Genomic DNA, 19,542 nt, shown 5'->3' with positions numbered 1-19,542 from the left:
TTGAGAAATAAATAGATATAAAAATATCCTCCTTAATCAATAATTTAAATAACTTATTATTGTTAAGGATGATATTTTTTAGTGTGTAAATTAAAAAGAATTTTAGAAGAATAACATTTATCAAAAAACTGTTTATTACCTTATTAAATGATGACAGTCGTTTAAATATTAGTGATTTAGTGATTACAAGGTTTTACTAAGCGCATATCTACTATATAAGTTTAAACAATGCCACGAAATAAGAAGAGTTTTCCAAATTAGACAGTTGCGAGTGGAAATCTCTTCTTTTGATTTTTAAAGGTATATTAATTATACTTATGTTGTGAATAAATTGTGACACCCCATAAAAATAACACCTCATGATTTTGTTAATTTTTAGATGTCATAATAAAGGTATTTACTAAAATTATTTCTGAAGGGTAGTGTAGAGATGAATATTAAAAATGTAGTTGTCGCTGGTGGCGGTGTATTAGGTAGCCAAATCGCTTTTCAGGCTGCGTATTCAGGTTTTAACGTTTCAATTTATGATGTGAATAAAAAAGGGCTTGAAGCGGCAAAAGACCGTTTAGAAAAATTAGTACCGCGTTATATTAAAGATTTAGATGCGCCAGAAGACAAATTAAAAGCAACCGTTAAAAGCATCCAAACTTCAACAAATTTAAAAGAAATTGTCGCAGATGCGGACTTAGTGATTGAAGCCATTCCTGAAAAATTATCAATAAAACAATCATTTTATAAAGAACTTGGAGAAGTTGCGCCAGAAAAAACAATTTTCGCAACAAACTCCTCAACATTATTACCAAGTGATTTTAAAGATGCAACAGGACGTACAGATCGTTTCTTAGCGTTACACTTTGCGAACGAAATTTGGTTAAATAATGTCGGCGAAATTATGGCGACTAAAGACACAGATCGTGCTGTATTTGATGAAGTTGTTGAATATGCAGGAGCAATGGGCTTACACCCAGTGTCAATTAAAAAAGAACATGCAGGTTACGTTCAAAACTCACTTCTTGTGCCATTCTTCCACGTGGCTGAAGAAATGTATGCGAATGAAGAAGAAACACCACAAGAAATTGATAAAATTTGGATGAACGCTATACGTATGAACGTGGGTCCATTCGGTGCGATTGACGTCGTTGGTTTAAATACAAATACTGCTATCGTACAAGCAGAATATGAAAAAGACGGCACACCTTGGAAAAAAGCGTACGTTGACAAAAATAACGTCAAAATCCAAAATGGTGAACTTGGTAAAGCAACAGGTAAAGGATTCTACACATATCCAAACCCTGAATATGAAACTTGGGACATTCCTGTAGGCGAAAAACCATCTGACGAACATTTACAACAAGCCGTCGCGAATGACAACAATGGCGTGTTATCTAAATTGTTATTGTCTTTATTCAAAGCCGCTGAAGATTTATACGTTAACGAAATTGCAGAATACGATGTCATTGATACAACTTGGCATATTAACTCACGTTCACCTATTGGACCATTCGAAATGATGGATGCGATAGGTATTGATAAAGTCATTGAAATTCATGAAAAATACGACAACAACATTGATCAAGACGTGATGAAATTTTTAGAATCACGTCGTGGCAAAACATTTTATTCTTAAAAATGTGTGAATCAAATTAAGCGCGCTCATCTTCAAATAGATGGGCGCGCTTTTTTAGGATGTTCATCTTTTGTGGTGGGCAGATAATTAAAAGTAACTAATTTTATATTTAACTTAATCATAACACGTAGTAATCACTACATTCATTTAAGCGTACAGTTAATTATTAATTGTGCGCTTTTTGAGTACTATCATTTCTTTAATGCTCGCTTGCCAAGGCGCCTCACTTTAACTAATTTTGGCTTTGTTAAACAATGGAAGCCAAAATGGATTTTCAGTTCGGCTTGTTGCCTTAGGCGTCTCGCATTAGAAATGATTGTTACGCCATATAGTTATATGAGTGTTTGTGACATGTTAAGTAGCGATTACTACGTAATATTTATGCGACGTCATTTATTAATAAACCATGCTTTTTACGTCATTGATACAACTTGAAAATAATAAGTATTCTGGCTTTAAAGTTATTAAAGTTTCGATAACCATACGATACACGTTTAATTAGCTTAATTTTATTATTGATACCTTCAATCGCTCCATTGTTAAACATAGGGTGCTGGATTGTTGCGTAAAGGACATACTCGTATTTCTTATAGAATCGAATCACACGCCAAACACCACGCGATACCTGTTTCTTTTCGACACCTCGCAGTATTTCTTTGAAACGTAACCAATCACATTGTTTCAATGCTTCTCGAAGTTGGTGGACTAACATATATGTGTCATAGAGCTGTTGATCAAGATTTAATAGATACCCTAGAATATCTCTTGAGGTTGTGTATGTTTTGAAAGACTTTGACCAGAAGTATTCATAGCTATTAATATCTTGTCTGTCGGAAAGGAAGAGTCTCCAGTGTTTTTTCAGTTTCGTGTAATCGGTTGAAGATTTATAACGATAAGCATTCATAACAGAAATACGTTGCTTATTAAGTTCACGGTTAAGGTGCTGAACGATATGAAAACGATCAAAGATTAAAATCGCATTTGGGAATACTTCATGAACGAAGTTAGTATATGGCTCATACATATCCGCTGTTACAGTTCTAACAGCTATTCTTTCACGTCGGTCAAAGCGATAGAAATATTCTTTGAGCTTATGAATGCGTCTATCTTCTAAAATATCGATAATCTGATTCGTTTCATTATTTACAAAAAGAAAACTCATCGCCGTTGTCACGTTCTTAACGCTTTTAAACTCATCTATGGAGATATGTCTGGGTAAGCCTGATGAAGGTTTGACTGTCAGTGATTGTGAAAGTTTATGAAGACATCTTTTAACTGTACTCGGTGAAACACTACAATCATTGGCAATGTCTAGTTCGGATTGTACACGAGTGAGTCTATGTGGAATCGCTAACTTCACGCGATTCGTAATAAAACAGTGACTATCAACAATGCTTGTTTGAGCCGTGAAAGTCTTTGAACAGTGTAAACATTTAAAGCGTTCTTTCGCTAAGTTAAGATAAACATTAGACTCTTGAGATTTTAACAACGTCAAACGCGAAACACGTTTACCGTGCTTATGTATTTGCCCGTCATTGACACAACCACACTTCATACAAGCTTCAGGTTTATAAGAAAGGGTTCCATAAACAACTGTAGAAAGCTGACCACGCACTTCTACATCTTCCTCCACCTTCATAACTTGAATATTTTCATCTTTAATTTTTAGTAGTTTTAATATATCATTACACATAGGCGCATCATGTCTCCTCTCGATTTTTTGTTTGGTCACTTAAAATTATAGAGGCATGAGCGCTTTTTTTGTATCTAAAATGATTAAAAACATAAAAGGCGGGATAGCATTTCATGCCATCCCACCACAAAAGATGAAGAACCAATATAGAAAAGAAAGTGATGAATAATGTCTATTGTAAAAATTCAAGGAGTGAAAAGATTAGATAATGCAATAAATAATGAAGTTGACACAAAATTATGTCATCTTGGTAAAATAAGTGTCAAATAAGGAGCCATTTTTCTTTCTTTTTTGTAGATAGACATTGTTAAACCAACAAAAATTAGCAATCCATTTTATATGCTAATTGGATTGCTAAAAGGTTTGTTATTTTATGTTTTGTACTATTAAACTTAACCTGTTAGATAATGGCACGCTACCCTCTTATATTCATTCAGTATGAAGTAACAATTGATCTAAATCCATTATTTTAATTTTCTTTTTCGGTAACCGTTTGATCAATCCAAGTTCTTCTAGATTAGTAAATTTACGGCTGATTGTTTCTGGTGTGGTACCAAGATACGAGGCTAAATCCTTTTTGGACATTGTTAAGATAATCGTTGGACTATTGCCACTTCCCTTTTCAACATTCTCAGCTAAAAAGGATATAATGCGGGTTTCTACATTTTCAATCGCTACTTGTGTGGTTTGTTTTTCAGAATCCTTCAAACGCATAGTTACTTCTGACAGTATTTTTAATGAGATCTGCGGATATTTCACCAAATACTCTTGTAAATCCTCTCGTTTAATTAAACAAATGGATGTATTTTGTAGTGCTTCCGCATAGTTCTCATGAATACTTCCAGGTTGGAAAATAGCGACTTCCCCTGTAAAATCACCGGGATTTAAAATGCGAACAAGTTGTTCTTTTCCAGAATCCGATAAGCGATAAATCCGAGCCTTACCCGAATTGATAATATATAAGGTATCATCTTCCTCATCTGCACGGAATAACATTTCCCCTTTTTGTAGATGAAGTTTCTTGGCAGATTCCGCAATCAAATCCATTTGTGAGTCTTTCAAATGGTTAAAAATAGGAACAATACGAATACATTCTGCATGTCCATGTTGGTGATGACAACATTGGTTTTGTTCCAAAATAACCTCTCCTTTTTATAAAAAGCCTAAGAGGGCATCTTAGGCTTCCTTTCTATTCACTCGATTAAGCAGGTTTTACCTTTGATTTGACAACAGGATATCCTAAGTCTTCAATTGCCTTTTCGATATCGTTAATAGCGACTGCTTCTGAATCAAAATCTACTTTTACTTTACTTGCATTGAACATTACTTTCAAGCTATCTTGATTCACACCGTTTATTCCTTTCACCGCATTTTCAATCTTTTGCATACAAGATGGGCAAGATAAGGTTTCTAATTGAATCGTTGCTTTTTGCATAAATCATTTCCCCCTTCATTTTTTAACGACCGTAAACCAATCTATTCTTTTGTTTTTGAGTTACTTTAAGCCTGATATGCTTTATCTACTTCTGATAACATCTCGAATGTGCCTGCATACGTTTCACATACATCTCCAGGAATGGTGTAGTTGTCTGTGATTTTTCGTAATTGAGCAAATTCAGCATCTAAGTCAGGTTTGTTCGTACCTGCGTCTTTTACTTTTCCACTAATTGTTTCAAACAATTCACGTACTTCAAAGGCTTCTGGGTGATTCTTACCATGGGCCCGTGTAATTGCAGTGGTGTATAAATCCAGTTTTTCAAAATGGTTTGTTATTACTTCGTTAAATGTTTGTTCAGACATTATTATTTCCCTCTTTCTATATATAATTTTTGTTGTGTGTGTTTGTCTTAGGCAGATTTTACTTTTGATTTAACAACGGGATATCCTAAGTCTTCAATTGCCTTTTTGATATCGTTAACGGTGATCATTTCTGAATTAAAATCTACTTTTACTTTACTGGCATTGAATAATACTTTTAAGCTATCTTGATTAATCCCATTTAATCCTTTCACCGCATTTTCAATCTTTTGCATACAAGATGGACAAGATAATGTTTCTAATTGAATAACTGCTTTTTGCATGAATTATTTCTCCTTTCATCTTATCTTTGACTTTTTTGTTTTCCCTCTTCTTCTTTACAATTTAAGTATAGCTGAGGTTCAACGAAATGAAATTGACGCAAATCAAGTTTCAAGAAAAAGTAGGGGAGTATTTTGTTCTTCCTACCTGAATACTTCCCCTTTATCATTCGTCAAGACCGCTTTCTATTAAATTTATCCTCTCAAACGGTATCGAAGCAATCTCATACCATTCAAGATGACTACTAAGATACTTGCTTCGTGAACCAACATCCCGATTGACATATTCATCCATTCACTAAATAGTAGGCTAGCAAGTAAGATTAATACCACACCAACTGCTATGGCGATGTTCTGTTTCATGTTTCTTGAAGTTGATTTTGTTAAGCCTAATGCGTGTGGTAAACGACTAAAGTCAGAATTCATTAAAACAACATCTGATGTTTCAATTGCAACATCTGTTCCACTTCCCATGGCGATTCCGATATCTGCTAAGGCTAATGAAGGACTATCATTCACTCCGTCACCGACAAAGGCAATGATCCCGCCTTCTGCTTGCATTTTTTCGATATAAGCAGATTTTCCTTCTGGAAGCATATGACCGTGTGCTTCTGTTAACCCAAGTTCTCGAGCAACTAAATCTACGGTTCCTTGGTTGTCCCCAGAAAGAACGACAAGGTTTTTGACCCCTAGTTTTTTCAGTTTTTGAAGATCTTTTTTAACACCTGGACGGATTTGATCCCGAATACCCATCAGAACGTTTAATTCTCCGTCGACCGTAGTTAACACAAGAGAATTCCCATTTTTCTCAAAGCGTTCGACGTCTTTTTTAGCTTTTTCGCTTAATTTCACATTTTCCTTTTCCATTAATGCTACGTTACCAACGGCTATACGATGAACACCTATTTTTGCTACAATTCCGCCACCTTTAACGACTTCGGTTTCTTCAACAGTAGAGAAAGTTGTCTCGCCAATATCCTGTAGGACAGCTTTCGCTAGTGGGTGGTCCGATTCACGCTCCACACTTGCTAAATATCCTAGAACCTCTTCAGTATTTTTTCCGTAAAATTCTTTTTCGGCAACTTCAGGGTTTCCTACTGTCAATGTTCCTGTTTTATCAAAAACGATAGTATCTACTCTGCTAAAGTCATTGATAACTTCACTACCTTTTAAGAGGACACCATTACGTGCACCGTTTCCGATACCGGCAACGTTGGATACAGGAACCCCGATAACTAATGCACCTGGACATCCTAAAACAAGAATCGTGATAGCTAGTTCAATATCTTTTGAGAAAAACCAAACAATAAAACCAAGGACTAACACAGCTGGTGTATAATATTTAGAGAATCGGTCAATGAAACGTTCTGCTTCTGATTTGGAATCCTGTGCCTCTTCCACTAATTCGATAATTCTACCAAATGTTGTATCTTCTCCAACGCGATCAGCTCGAATTTGGATCGTTCCATTTTCTAAGATAGATCCTGCAAATACTTCAGAATCAACCTTTTTACTTACAGGTAAAGATTCTCCAGTAATACTTGCTTCATTAATGTGACCTTCACCAGTTAACACTGTTCCATCTACCGGAACTTTTGCACCCGTTTTAACTAATAAAATATCACCTTCGTCTACATCATTGATATCTACTTCTTCAAATTCTCCGTTTTCCATTTGCTTTAAAGCACTTTCTGGTGCCAGCTCTGTTAATTCTTTAATGGCAGAACGTGTTTTGTTCAAGGTACGTTGCTCCAAGTATGAACCAAATAAGAATAAGAAAGTAACGATGGCTGATTCCTCATAATTTTGAATCAATACTGCCCCAATAACTGCAATGGTAACTAAAACATCAATACTGACAACTTTTACTTTTAATGCCTGATAGGCTTGGATTGCAATCGGCGCCACACCAAGAATGGATGCAATGATGAGCGACCAATTGAAAATGGCCATGTTGTCTAAGGAAAATCGTCCGAAGAATGCAAGTGCAATCAAAATTGCACTGACCAGTGTAATGGAATTCTTTTTACTTAATATATATCTTTGCATGTTGATTCCCTCCAATTTCATTTGTATTCCTTGTTGATGACTCTAGTATAGGATGTTTCTATAAAATAAAAATTGATTAGTATCAAGTTCTATTGTAAAAGTGAAAAATTATAAAAGAACAGCAAAACAAATCTAACTGTTTTACTGAATAACTCTTATATATTATCGAACATACAATAAAGATGTCTTGGTTTTGAGTGTCCTGTTTTTTACTACACGGTAGGATTGGCTTAATATCAACCTTTACTCGTTTTTTAGCTATTTCTACTGTTATTAAAGGCGTTGCGCGAACGTTGCTTTGTAAAAGAACCGAAAAATAATAGATTATAAGTCAGAGAGGAGTTAGCTATGGATATTGGTTCGAAAATAAAAACTAAAAGAAATGAATTGAATTTAACTCAACAAGATCTAGCTGAAAAGGTGTTTGTTACGCGACAAACGATTTCTAAATGGGAATTGAGAAAAAGTACACCGGATTTAATTAGTTTGAAATTGTTAGAGAAAGCATTAGTTGCTGACTTCTTCGAAAATGAGATGGTCAGTCAATCGGAAGGAGCAAAATCAATGAATAAAAAAATACAATTTAAAGATATTCTTTTTACTTTGTTACTCGGTTTATCATATCTACCCTTACGCATTTTATTTACCTTCTATGAAAAGCATCGATCATCAAAATTTTCAGCCTATATTGTTAAACCTGCTTTTATCGCTTTATTTATTTATTTCATTGCAAGTATTCGGTCAGAATTTCTCTTTTCAGTAACTCTTGTAACAATAGCTCTTTACTTTGCCTTCACTCTTTATCATGAAGCTTAATTGGTCAGTTATTGATGAAAAAAAGCAACAATTCTTGTTAAAAATTGAGATGAAAATTCTAATTGTTCACTAAAAGAACTTTAGCAATATAGTTCCTTTAGAGAACAATTATCCAGTTAAGACTACTGATTGACTTAGCAAATGAAACAGAATTAGCACAAGGATATGTACCTTTTTATGAAAGATATATACAAACCTTCCACCCAACATTTTTTGAATACGATCATCTGGTAGGCTTTTCTGACAAGCTAGATGAAAAGATTTTAGAAGTAAATAAAATAGATATTAGAAATGTAGATCAGCTAGAAGATAAACTTATGAAAGTTCTAGAAGTGTTAAATGAGTATAGGAAAGATAGTCCTGAATAGAAATCTAACGCCCTACTGTTGTTTTGACACCACCATAAAGCCAACAGGAAAGATTTATTAGCTTAATAGTGGGGGTTAACTTTATGAAGCATTTAAATCGTTTCTAAGAGCTTCTGATTATCTAAATATATAAATATACCTACACAACAAACAAAGCCAAACAAGAAGGCATATAACAAGTTATAGAGTTTATTTTATCTCTTTCAATCATTCAGTCTTTCAATCTCTTTTATATCAAGTTCTTTTTCTTCCAGATGATTTTCATCTACTGTATTTAGATTTTCTTGCTCTTGATAGAATGAATGACTGTTAATATTAAAACTATTAATATTAGAACTGTTAGTATTAGTTCTGTTAGTAATAAAGATGTCTTGGTTTTGAATGTCCTGTTTTTTAGGGAACGGTAGGATTGGCTTAATATCAATGATGCTAGACTGAATAACGGACACAGTAAATTGATAATAAATTAAGCTATAATGAAAGTAATCAATTTACAGGAGTGTTCGTTATGTCTAAAAGAAAATATGATCATAGCTTTAAAATGGAAGCAATTCAGTTAGTAGAATCTGGTAGAAAAGCAACAGAAGTTTCAAGAGATTTAGACATCCCTATTCAAACATTAACCAAATGGCTAAGTGTTTATCGTAAAGAAGGTGAAAAAGGATTTGTTGGTAGTGGTAGACGTACCCCTAAGAAACAGTCTGAAGTTGATCTACAAAAAAGATTAAAAGAGCTAGAAGAAGAAAATAAGATATTAAAAAAGGCTCTATGCACATCTTTGCCAAAGACCAGAAGTAATATACAGGTTTATTGAAGAACACCGACATGAATTTCGTGTTATAAAGATGTGTGAAGTGTTAGGTGTTTCAAAAAGTGGCTATTATGGTTGGAAGAATCGTAAACCAAGTAAACGTACAATTAGACATGATGTATTGAAAAAACATATTTATCAAATTTATATTCAAAGTCAAAAACGTTATGGTAGTCCTAAAATTACACAAGTACTAAGAAGCAAAGGATGTACGGTCACACAAAGAACAGTCAGTAAGATAATGAATGAATTAGGTATTAAATCAAAACGCTATATACGATATAATATGTAAGAAGATTTTTATTTTTCAGACAGCCTTAAAAAAATCAAAACGGAAGGATTTTTATCTTGTTCAACTACTTATTTACAAACAGGCAGGGGCAGTTTCTCGTTGCAGGGATTATCTTTATAATCCTCGGATTTGCATTGATGCCGGTAGAGGGTATCTACAGTTCCATTGCGTTTTACATCGCAATTTTCTTTCTCGGTTTCTATGCATCCAAGAATGCGGTCATCGAGACGATTAGAGAACGTTCACCAAACGTTGACTTACTGATGATTCTTGCTGCTATTGGTGCGGTCATCATCAATTATGAGTCAGAGGGTGCACTGTTACTTCTAATCTTTGCGGGTGCTGAAGTGCTTGAGAACTACGCGACTAGTAAATCCACAAAAGCCATTTCTGAACTGATGTCCCACCTTCCTTCAACAGCAAGTAGAATCGGGGCTGATGGAGAAATTACGGAAATTCCTACAGAAGAACTGATCCAAGGCGATATCGTCCTTGTTGCTAAAGGGGAACAAATCCCAATCGATGGACAGGCAGACCGTCAAGTATCGGTTAACGAAGCAGCGCTGACAGGGGAATCTGTTCCGGTTGTAAAAGAAAAGGATGAAGAAGTTTTTGCCGGTACGGTAAACGATGGCAACTCGTTTAGATTAACTGTAACGAAAACGAGTGATGATACGATCTTCTCGAATATCGTGCGTATGGTTGAAGAAGCACAGCAAAGACCATCGAAACTATCGAAAACCATCGATCGAATTGAATCGAAATATGTAATCTCTGTTTTAATCGGGGTACCGGTGTTTATCGCTATCCTTTACTTCTTTAATAATTTAGGATTTGAAGAATCATTCTACCGTGGAATGGTCATGCTGACAGTAGCAAGCCCGTGTGCGCTCGTTGCATCGGCAACACCAGCGACACTGAGTGCGATTAGTAACGGTGCGAAAAACGGTATTCTGTTTAAAGGCGGTGCCGCGATGGAGGCACTGAGCACGATGGACATTCTATATAGTGATAAGACAGGAACACTCACATACGGTGACTTCGTCGTTGAAGAATACGCAGCTGATGAAGATACATTAAAAGAAGTGGTAACGATTGAACAACACTCGAGTCACCCGATCGCAGAAGCGATTGTGAAGAAGTTTAAAACTTTAGATTTAGATAGTGTCGATGACAGTGAACCGGTAGAAGAAATCGTCGGCAGCGGAATGAAGAAAGGCGATATCATCGTCGGTAAACCCGATGCATTTAAAGACTACACAGACCCATCGAACTACAGAGATCAAATCATTGCTGGAAATACGAATATCTTTGTCGGAGAGAGTGGACAAATTACTGGATACTTCTCGCTGGCAGACCAAGTCCGTGATGAAGCAGTACATGCCGTTGAAAACTTCCAGAACTCTGACATTGAAGTCGTACTCTTAACAGGAGATAATGAAACTGTTGCAGAAAAAGTTGCTGGAGAAGTGGGCATCACAGACTACACCGCATCATGTCTCCCTGAGGACAAAGTACGCTTTGTAAATGAAAGTCAGAAGAAGAGTAAGATTGTCGGGATGATTGGAGATGGAATCAACGACGCACCCGCACTGGCAAACGCTGATATCGGTATTGCAATGGGAAGCGGATCATCCGTTGCGATGGAATCATCAGACGTCGTAATCGTTAAAAACAACTTACAAAAACTATTCTATAGTTTCATGTTAAGTAATCGACTCAATCGCATTATTTTAGCAAATATTATCTTCTCTATTAGTGTGATTGTTATACTTGTATTATTAAATATATTCGGACTCCTAAATCTACCAACAGCAGTGCTCTTCCACGAAGGATCAACGATACTCGTTATCCTAAACGGATTAAGACTATTAAGAGCGAAATAATAGTATATTTATCTACTGTAAAGAGGAATACACCTTGTATAAATCAATATTGCTCGCTGCAGACGGTTCGGAAAACAGCCTGAGAGCAGCAGAAGAATCAGTTTTCCTAGGCTCAGACGAATCGAGTTTCGTTAATGGACAGGTCTTGCAGTAGACGACGGAGGGACTGCATACTAAGGAAATTAAATGAGACATAAAATAAAGGAAGCCATTTCTGGCTTCCTTTTAATCTTAATTAAACTTCGCATCACTTATGATAACTCTCTGATTATCACACCCAAATTTAACTAAAAACCGCATCATCTACCGATAAGCAGAAGCGTATCATAAATGATAGGATTCCATATATTATTTTAGTATATAGGAACAGATAGACAATAAATTTATACATATTGAGGAGAAAAAGATGAACGAAATTGACAAATGGAAGCAGAAATTCAATGCATTACCACGTATACCTAGATCACAATCTAAATTTGGGTATGTAGATACAATAAAAACTATTTTTCACAAAATAATTACTAACTCAGAACTTGAAACTGTTGTAAAAATTGATGGCAGCAAAACAGAACACACATTAAAACATTACATAGAAATACTATTAAGATATCAATTTATAAAAAAAGACAATGAAAACAATTATTATATAGTAGAAAGTTTAATAAATTTTGAAGAGGAAAGTTTTAGGGAAGATTTATCTGAATTTATACAATTACATGTGAAATATATATCTGAGTTATTGTTTTTTATAAGAGAACCTAAAACTACTAGAGAAATTTTAAACTATGCAAATGAAAATTATAATATGTCTTGGAAACAAAACGGACAGATTCATGAGCGTTTAGCGTGGTTAAATGATTTAGGTTTAATTAATTCAATGAGTTATAAACAATTATATGTTATCAACCAAGAGGGAGTAAATTTTATAGAAAAATATCCACCTTTGAAATCTTTTAATATATCTGAATATATTAAGGATATAACCGCAAATGAAAAATTAATTAAATTACCAGAATGGGTTGAAGAGTTAGGTTGGAACGTCAACAATATTGATAGAAAAGATGGATTAGGTTATATTCCTGGAGGCAGATCAAAAGCAACTGAACTGATATTAAGCATAATAGAATTTACTTTGAATGCTAAAGATACAGAGTCATTAAATAATTATATTAATATTGAGTTCAAGTGCAAGGAATCATCTGTAAATAGTTTTTTAACATTTCTAACTAATTTAAAAATTATAGATAGAATTGGAGAAAAGGTTTATGAAGCTTCAGATTATGGTATTAAACTATTAAATTCTGACCGTCCAGACTTGTATCTGTTATTCTTTATAAACAAAGAATATAAATATATTTTTGAAATACTTTTCGTGTTAGAAGAGTCGCCTCAAGAACCTAAAGAATTAATAGCCAGAGGTGTAACTGAATTTAATATGAGTTCTGAAAGACTTGATAGAATTAGGGAAAGACTAGCCCATTTAAAAAATGCTAATTTGATCTTGAATGATAAAGGTAAAAAGTTAAAATTATCAAATCGAGGGAATTTATTATTATCAGTGTTAAAAGGTAAAATGAGTATTAATAACTCTGCAAATAAAGAAAATAGTTTATTAAAAAATAATGAAGAGAGTTATAAAAATTTATTAAAAGAAGTTCGCTTAGCATCGACTAATTCTTCTAATCCGCACGATTTTGAAAAATTATTAGAAAAAACATTTATTGAACTAGGTTTTAAAACTAAATTGTTAGCGCAATCAGGCACTACAGATATTTTATTAACGGCTAGAACAGTTCCAGATTATACGTATAAAGTAGCTATTGAAGCAAAGACAAATAAGGAAGGTAAAATTACTGAAAACTTAGTGAATTTTGATGCGCTTAAAGAACATAAGAAGAAGCATGATGCAGATTTTATAGTAATAGTTGGCAAAAATTTTAATGGAAGATTAAAAAGATTTGCTGAAAACAATCAAGTTTTATTATTAGATATAGATAATCTTGAATTATTAGTAAAAAGGCATCAAGTATATCCTTTACAAGCAATTGAATATAAAAAATTATTTAATCAAGTTGGAGAAGTAGATATAAGCGTTTTGGATAGTACCTATAATAGAATGCGTAGATATAATGTATTATTTAAATCTATTATACAAACTTTAATAGAAAATAGTGATGACGAATTTACAAAGGGTATTTTAACTATACGTGAAATTTATATGCTTATAAAAAATATAGATGAGTTTAATGATGAAGATTTAACTAAAGAAGAAGTAGATAATATGTTAAATTTACTTTCAAATCCATTAATTGGGTGTGTAGGAAAGGAAAAAAATGGTTATTATGCGAAAGGATCTTTAGTTGACGCTCAATTAAAATTTGGATTTTACTATTCCGCATCAATAAAATAAGCCATTATTTATGATTTTAAGCTTTTTAACCGCTTTTATTGAATTTGACCTTTGATTTAAAAAGTAATTTTTATTTTGATGAAAAATTTAAATTTTGAAAACATCTTCATTCACGAATATAAAAGAAGAGTATTATATTATGAACAATATTTAGATACATTTCTGTAAAGAAAGAGTACAAATAAAGTCTAATGAATTTTGAAAGTATGGACAGCATTTTAAAAATAATAAGTTTAAAAGAGTTATAAGATGAACATGGATAATGATGAAACGAAAATAGTTAGTAATTTAAAACTCTATAGGGAGTTGAATTAATAGTTTGTGAAAGATACTCCTTTTCATTTAATAATAATCATACATTAAGTCTACATGAGTAGTAGATAACTCTTCGCCAAATTCCTTAATATAATCGAGTATATTGGTAATATAGGTATCTTCAATTTTTATTTTTTGGGGGATACCTTTTAAACAATGAGTAGAATGATTTTTATATGGGATTGATAGATCAATAACATCATATTTTAAAGTAACTGGGTTTTTATAGACAAAATAGCTTAATCTCATGCTATCTATAAATTGATTGAATGAACCAAATGACATTAACCAATTTAGAGTTGCTTCTTGTTCATAAGCTTTTTGCATTTTTAGAGAGATTGCATTCTCATAAAATGATTTAATGTCAAATAAAGCATAATCAATTCTATCTTTTAATAAAGTGCCTTTTAATTGATTAAGGGAATTTTTTTGTACTGGAAAAGCCAAATGACCCATTTTGTTACCTCTAATAAGTTCTAAATCTTCTAACCATTGTTTGTTACCTTTTCTACATTGGAATAGTGGTTTCCATCCAATGATGGCATCTAGGCTACATTTTTGATTGTTGACACTAAGATAGTATGGATTATCAATGTATTGCGTTTCTTGAAATTCATTATAAAAATCTTGCATTTCAGCTACGAGTGCTTTACCTATACCATCAGGATCTACATATATAGATTCAATTAAAGATTTGAGTTTACGCAAAGAGTTATCTTTTTTTAATTTATTGTTTTGATGGTAATAAACTGCATCTTTTTTTACTATCTTCCAAAATTCACTTTCATATAGTGATTTTATTAAATTAATATCATTCTGATAAACATATTGTTTCATTAATTAACCTCACTTTTTTAATAGTAGCTTTATAATAAATTGGACTGATGAATTTTGTCATCAGTCCAATTTATTATAGAGCCAAAAAATGCTTCCTATTCCATTCAGAATAGGAGACATACGTCTACGTAGGTACACTTTAAAAAGTCTTAAAGTTAAACTACATGTATATAATCCTATCCTGAAAATAACATTAAAAGGCATTACAAATAAAGTACGCATGTAAAGTAAAAACCCTTCATTGTCATAGATTCAAAATAGAATTATTTAATCATGTAATCAGTTCACCCTTTTTATTTAATTAAGTTAAGCGTATAGGATAGCGTTGTGAATGTCAAAAGTCACAATATAGTTATAAATACTATTTATATAATGTAGTATCTATATTAAAAAGCATTAGATAAAAACTCAAATCGCATTGTTAATCGATACGCAGAAAAGTAAGAAATAGAAAAAGCCTCCATAATAAATAGAGGCCTTTTATGAAAATTATACTCAATCAAATAACTATTAATTGTTTTTCTTTTTTACGTAAACGGCTGATACTAGTGATATCAAGCCAAATATAATAAATGCAATGAACATCCATACTGTGCCGTTCATAGTTAAGTTAGTGCTGGTATATAGTAATTCCTTTAAAGTGTTTACATAATGATAAAATGGATTCCAAGGTAAAATATAATCTTGATAGAATTTTGGCACCATGACTTTAGGTAACATCACTGCTTGAATTGTGAAGAATAGATATAAGATAAATATTGGAATAGCGCCAAATCCTATCCATACCATCAAGCCTAGTATGAGTAGAGCAAATCCTAATATGGCAATTGCTATGAATATTGCTGTGTCTAATGGATGATTAAAATTAAAGTTCAATACACTACCTGTATAATAAACATAAGCAAATGCACCAGCGAAAGCAGCTATTGTTACTGATAGGATAACTTTACTTGTAAACCATAATTTATCTTTATGTGATGTTAATTTTTTTCTGTTTTTAAAGGCAAAGAATGATAGAACTGCAGTAATCATTGCTGAAAACCATATTGGTGTGAACATTGCTGAAGCAGCATTTCCATTACCTTGATGATCTTTAACTTTATTTAAAGTTGTCGTTTCAACTTCGACAGGATTCACAAATTGATTAAATTGCTTACTTGGTAAATCTATTTGATTTTTTGCTAATAACTCAACATTTTGCTTACTAATCTGATTATTAAGGTTCTCTGTAATTTTACTTAGTGCTTGTTGAGCAATATTGGATACTTGCCCATTACTGCCTTGATTAATGAATGTTTCGATATGTGCTTGTTTTGGTTTTGGTATTTCTTGATCACCATTACCCATTTTTGCTTGCATTGCTTTAACTTGTTGTGGTGACAGTTCACCAGATTTGATTTTTTCTTTAACCTCATGTTGTTTTTCAGTCATAATTTTACTTTGAGCATGACTAATTGCATGTTTAGAGAAATCTTTTTCAAAGACGATAGCTCCAATATATTTATTATCTTTTAGTCCTTGCTCAAGTTCATTTCTATTTTTTACGGCCTCCCACTTCAACGTCTTATTATCACTTAGCTTCAAATTATCTTCTAAGTTCTTGCCAATGTTAGTTGAATTACCTTGAACTTCAACACCCTTATCTTCATTTAATATAGCTATTGGTATATTTTTAGGCTTCGGATTATATGCAGGATAAAAAGCTGTTGCTAAAATCATTAGAATTAATACGACTGCAATGGGGATGAGCCACACTAATTTCTTTTTCAATAAAATCTCCTCCTTATTTAACAACATCATGTTGTTTATCGTTCTATTTGTTATTATAATAGGCAGAGAAGGAGATTCAATAATCAATAACGTCAAATGTGAATGTTAAACAACAATATAAGACGGAGTGTTGTCGTTATTTAATATATAGGAGTGAGTTTATGGATCGTAGAGTAAAACGAACGATTACAAGTATTGAGAAGGGCTTTATTCAACTTTTAAAAGCATATAGTTTAGAAGAAATAACGATTCAACAGATTGCGGATGAAGCGGATATTAATAGGGCTACATTTTATAAATACTATCTTGATAAATACGATTTATTGAACCATTTAGAAGATAAAGAAATTGAACGTATGAAAGCAAATATTGATTATGATAGATTAGCTAATCAACAAATTAATGAGTTTAGTGATTTAAATAAGATTATCAATAATGTACCAAATAGCATCATTAAAATTGTTTTAAATAATATTGAATTATATGAAGTATTATTTAATCTAAAAAGGCAAAGTAAATTAGAAGAAAAATTATCAGATACGATTTCACAAAACTTATTAATTGCTTTAAATAATAAAATGACCATCAATCATATACCTTTTAGATATTTTCACAGTTACATTTCTGGAGCTATCATAACTACAATTAAATATTGGGTATTAGATTCAGAAAGAATTCCTGAAGAAGAAATCATGCATCATCTATTTATACTCATGCGTACAGGTCCATTAGAACAATTAGTCATAGAATTATCAAAAAAATCTTAAAATCATACTGTACTTTTGGCAACATTTTTTATTCTTTTGTTACTAAACATACAGATTGATGGTTTTTGATTATTGTATAACAGGTTACTCGTAAATATTATTAGACACACAGGGGGAATGTAACATGTCTAATAATGTTTCAAATAACAAAACAAATAAAGAAAGTAAAAAAAGTATTAATTGTAGGTTTAGGTATTAGTGGTATTTCTTCAGCAATAGCTTTAAAAAAAGCAGGATGGGATCCTGTCATCATTGAGAAAGCCTCAGAACGGCGTAAAGGTGGCTATTTCTTGGCGCTATTTGGACTTGGTAGATATGCTGCTCAAGATTTAGGAGCACTTCAATTCTTACATGATAGACGTAGTTCTACTTCTGTTAATTTCTCAATAGATAGAAATGGTATAACAGGTTATACGCTTGGATTTGCTGATATTCCGAGATCTTTTGCTCCATGGATGATGTTGCGTGGCGATATTGAGAACGCTGTCTATAAAGCATTGCCAAATGATATCGAAATATTATTTGATACAGTGCCAGATACTATTTGGCAAAATTCATCTGAAGTAAGCGTTACTACTAAAAACCTTAAAACTAATATGAGATCTGAAAATTCTTATGATCTTGTTATAGGTGCTGATGGGGTATTTTCTAAAGTAAGAGAATTAGCATTTGGTCCACATGAACAATATATTAAAGAATTAGATTATATGATTTGTGCGTATCAACTAACTGAAAACCCACCTGATTTAAAAATAGATCAAGGCGTTATTTTACATGAAGTTAATAAATCATTTACTATATTTACGTTTAAAGATCATCCAGCAACAATATTATTTACGTATAAAGCGGATAATCCACAAGCGGAAAGAAAAAAAGAGCCACGTGAAAGAATTAGAGAAGTATTTGGGAAACCTTATGGTAAATACATGGAATTTGCGTTGGAGCAATTAGATCAAGCTGATAACGTCATATTTAGCACAACTGACCAAGTAAAAATGCCATCATGGCCTCGAGGTCGTGTCGTACTAGTCGGTGACTCAGCATGGTGTCCAACACTCTATTCAGGAATGGGCGCAACATTAGGACTTGGTGGTGCTAATTTATTAGGTAAAGCATTGCAAAAACACTCAGATAATATAGAGTATGCATTAAATGAATGGGAAAGTATATTAAGACCCAAAGTTAAACAATTTCAAAAGCAAGGTGCGACAACAGGCAGAAGAAATTTTGTATCTATAAATGAAGAAGAAGTATTAAATAGAGAGAAAAGTGTTAAATTAAGAAGAACATTAATGAAAAGTAATCTGTTGGGTAATTTATTAAAGTATACACCATCCATAAAAGCGCGTAATGCAGATCTTACAAAAGAACTTTAGTATATATAAGGACCAATACTTAAATAGCGAAGCAATTTACGATGGTAAATACGCTTTGCTATTTTTATTTTTTAGGCTAATTCATTATTATTTAAAATATTTTATAAATATTTAAGATTAGAATAAGATTTTGGTTAAAAAGGTTTAAACTAAATTAGCTAATATCTACTTTAGATAAAAGTTTATTATAGTCCTAGAAATAGTGGGAGAATTGCTTACAACTATTATAAGAGGAATAATGGTTATTATAGTTTTATTTATAATCGATAAGATGTCTAAAAATAATAAATAATTATATAAATATACTCCATAAAGTTAGGTATTAACCCGATTTTATGGAGTTATTTAAATAGATTTCAATCTTTAAAACAATTTCTGAGTAAAGAAAGTATTTGGATAAACTATAATTAATTATCCTTAGATTTTAATGGATAAAGTCCGTATAAT

16 protein-coding genes are annotated in these 19,542 nt (G+C 32.5%); 8 read left to right on the top strand and 8 right to left on the bottom strand.

What is annotated here, in order from left to right; translation table 11 throughout:
* Nucleotides 1–412 precede the first annotated feature (412 nt).
* On the top strand, nucleotides 413–1,627 hold the full coding sequence (locus KA909_RS10245; protein WP_311564120.1) for a 3-hydroxyacyl-CoA dehydrogenase: 1,215 nt from the start codon (nucleotides 413–415) through the stop codon (nucleotides 1,625–1,627).
* 418 nt (nucleotides 1,628–2,045) lie between these two features.
* Here the strand turns inward: KA909_RS10245 and KA909_RS10240 are convergent, their stop codons facing one another.
* From KA909_RS10240 to KA909_RS10215, 6 genes are all read right to left on the bottom strand, one after another.
* On the bottom strand, nucleotides 2,046–3,320 hold the full coding sequence (locus KA909_RS10240; protein WP_193839876.1) for an ISL3 family transposase: 1,275 nt from the start codon (nucleotides 3,318–3,320) through the stop codon (nucleotides 2,046–2,048).
* 429 nt (nucleotides 3,321–3,749) lie between these two features.
* Nucleotides 3,750–4,457, bottom strand: coding sequence for a Crp/Fnr family transcriptional regulator (locus KA909_RS10235; protein WP_245339377.1), 708 nt, complete (start codon nucleotides 4,455–4,457; stop codon nucleotides 3,750–3,752).
* A 64-nt stretch (nucleotides 4,458–4,521) separates the two neighbouring features.
* On the bottom strand, nucleotides 4,522–4,755 hold the full coding sequence (locus tag KA909_RS10230) for a heavy-metal-associated domain-containing protein (RefSeq protein WP_031797729.1): 234 nt from the start codon (nucleotides 4,753–4,755) through the stop codon (nucleotides 4,522–4,524).
* A 65-nt stretch (nucleotides 4,756–4,820) separates the two neighbouring features.
* Nucleotides 4,821–5,120, bottom strand: coding sequence for a hypothetical protein (locus tag KA909_RS10225; RefSeq protein WP_026907429.1), 300 nt, complete (start codon nucleotides 5,118–5,120; stop codon nucleotides 4,821–4,823).
* Nucleotides 5,121–5,167: 47 nt separating this feature from the next.
* The gene (locus tag KA909_RS10220; protein WP_210130177.1) at nucleotides 5,168–5,401 is read right to left on the bottom strand and encodes a heavy-metal-associated domain-containing protein; all 234 of its coding nucleotides are present in this window, start codon (nucleotides 5,399–5,401) and stop codon (nucleotides 5,168–5,170) included.
* Nucleotides 5,402–5,593: 192 nt separating this feature from the next.
* Complete coding sequence (locus KA909_RS10215; RefSeq protein WP_210130176.1) at nucleotides 5,594–7,447, bottom strand: heavy metal translocating P-type ATPase; 1,854 nt, start codon at nucleotides 7,445–7,447, stop codon at nucleotides 5,594–5,596.
* 348 nt (nucleotides 7,448–7,795) lie between these two features.
* Between KA909_RS10215 and KA909_RS10210 the strand changes: the two genes are divergently transcribed.
* From KA909_RS10210 to KA909_RS10190, 5 genes are all read left to right on the top strand, one after another.
* Complete coding sequence (locus KA909_RS10210; RefSeq protein WP_031903878.1) at nucleotides 7,796–8,263, top strand: helix-turn-helix transcriptional regulator; 468 nt, start codon at nucleotides 7,796–7,798, stop codon at nucleotides 8,261–8,263.
* A gap of 822 nt (nucleotides 8,264–9,085) precedes the next feature.
* Complete coding sequence (locus tag KA909_RS10205; RefSeq protein ID WP_224728017.1) at nucleotides 9,086–9,445, top strand: transposase; 360 nt, start codon at nucleotides 9,086–9,088, stop codon at nucleotides 9,443–9,445.
* Between the two features lie 31 nt (nucleotides 9,446–9,476).
* Entirely contained in the window at nucleotides 9,477–9,734 is a 258-nt protein-coding gene (locus tag KA909_RS10200) for an IS3 family transposase (RefSeq protein WP_049949289.1), read from the top strand.
* A gap of 56 nt (nucleotides 9,735–9,790) precedes the next feature.
* Nucleotides 9,791–11,620, top strand: coding sequence for a heavy metal translocating P-type ATPase (locus tag KA909_RS10195; RefSeq protein WP_031903879.1), 1,830 nt, complete (start codon nucleotides 9,791–9,793; stop codon nucleotides 11,618–11,620).
* 406 nt (nucleotides 11,621–12,026) lie between these two features.
* Nucleotides 12,027–14,030, top strand: a complete 2,004-nt coding sequence (locus KA909_RS10190; RefSeq protein WP_193839883.1) for a restriction endonuclease — start codon at nucleotides 12,027–12,029, stop codon at nucleotides 14,028–14,030.
* Between the two features lie 342 nt (nucleotides 14,031–14,372).
* Here KA909_RS10190 and KA909_RS10185 read toward each other — a convergent pair whose 3' ends face one another.
* A complete protein-coding gene (locus KA909_RS10185; protein ID WP_193839884.1) occupies nucleotides 14,373–15,182 on the bottom strand; it encodes a DUF6994 family protein in 810 nt (269 codons plus the stop codon).
* A 510-nt stretch (nucleotides 15,183–15,692) separates the two neighbouring features.
* Nucleotides 15,693–16,952, bottom strand: coding sequence for an ABC transporter permease (locus KA909_RS10180; RefSeq protein WP_210130175.1), 1,260 nt, complete (start codon nucleotides 16,950–16,952; stop codon nucleotides 15,693–15,695).
* 161 nt (nucleotides 16,953–17,113) lie between these two features.
* On the opposite strand from KA909_RS10180, the gene KA909_RS10175 reads away from it, so the two are divergent.
* Nucleotides 17,114–17,719 (top strand): TetR/AcrR family transcriptional regulator, encoded by a 606-nt coding sequence (locus KA909_RS10175; protein WP_193839886.1) that lies wholly within the window; start codon nucleotides 17,114–17,116, stop codon nucleotides 17,717–17,719.
* Nucleotides 17,720–17,853: 134 nt separating this feature from the next.
* Complete coding sequence (locus KA909_RS10170) at nucleotides 17,854–19,095, top strand: FAD-dependent monooxygenase (protein WP_210130174.1); 1,242 nt, start codon at nucleotides 17,854–17,856, stop codon at nucleotides 19,093–19,095.
* Nucleotides 19,096–19,542 lie beyond the last annotated feature (447 nt).

The organism is Staphylococcus sp. GDX8P54P (genome assembly GCF_017893165.1).
GTDB classification, from domain to species: Bacteria; Bacillota; Bacilli; order Staphylococcales; family Staphylococcaceae; genus Staphylococcus; species Staphylococcus borealis.
Note: the sequence above shows the minus strand (reverse complement) of the source record. Positions and strands in the feature narration are given on the sequence as shown.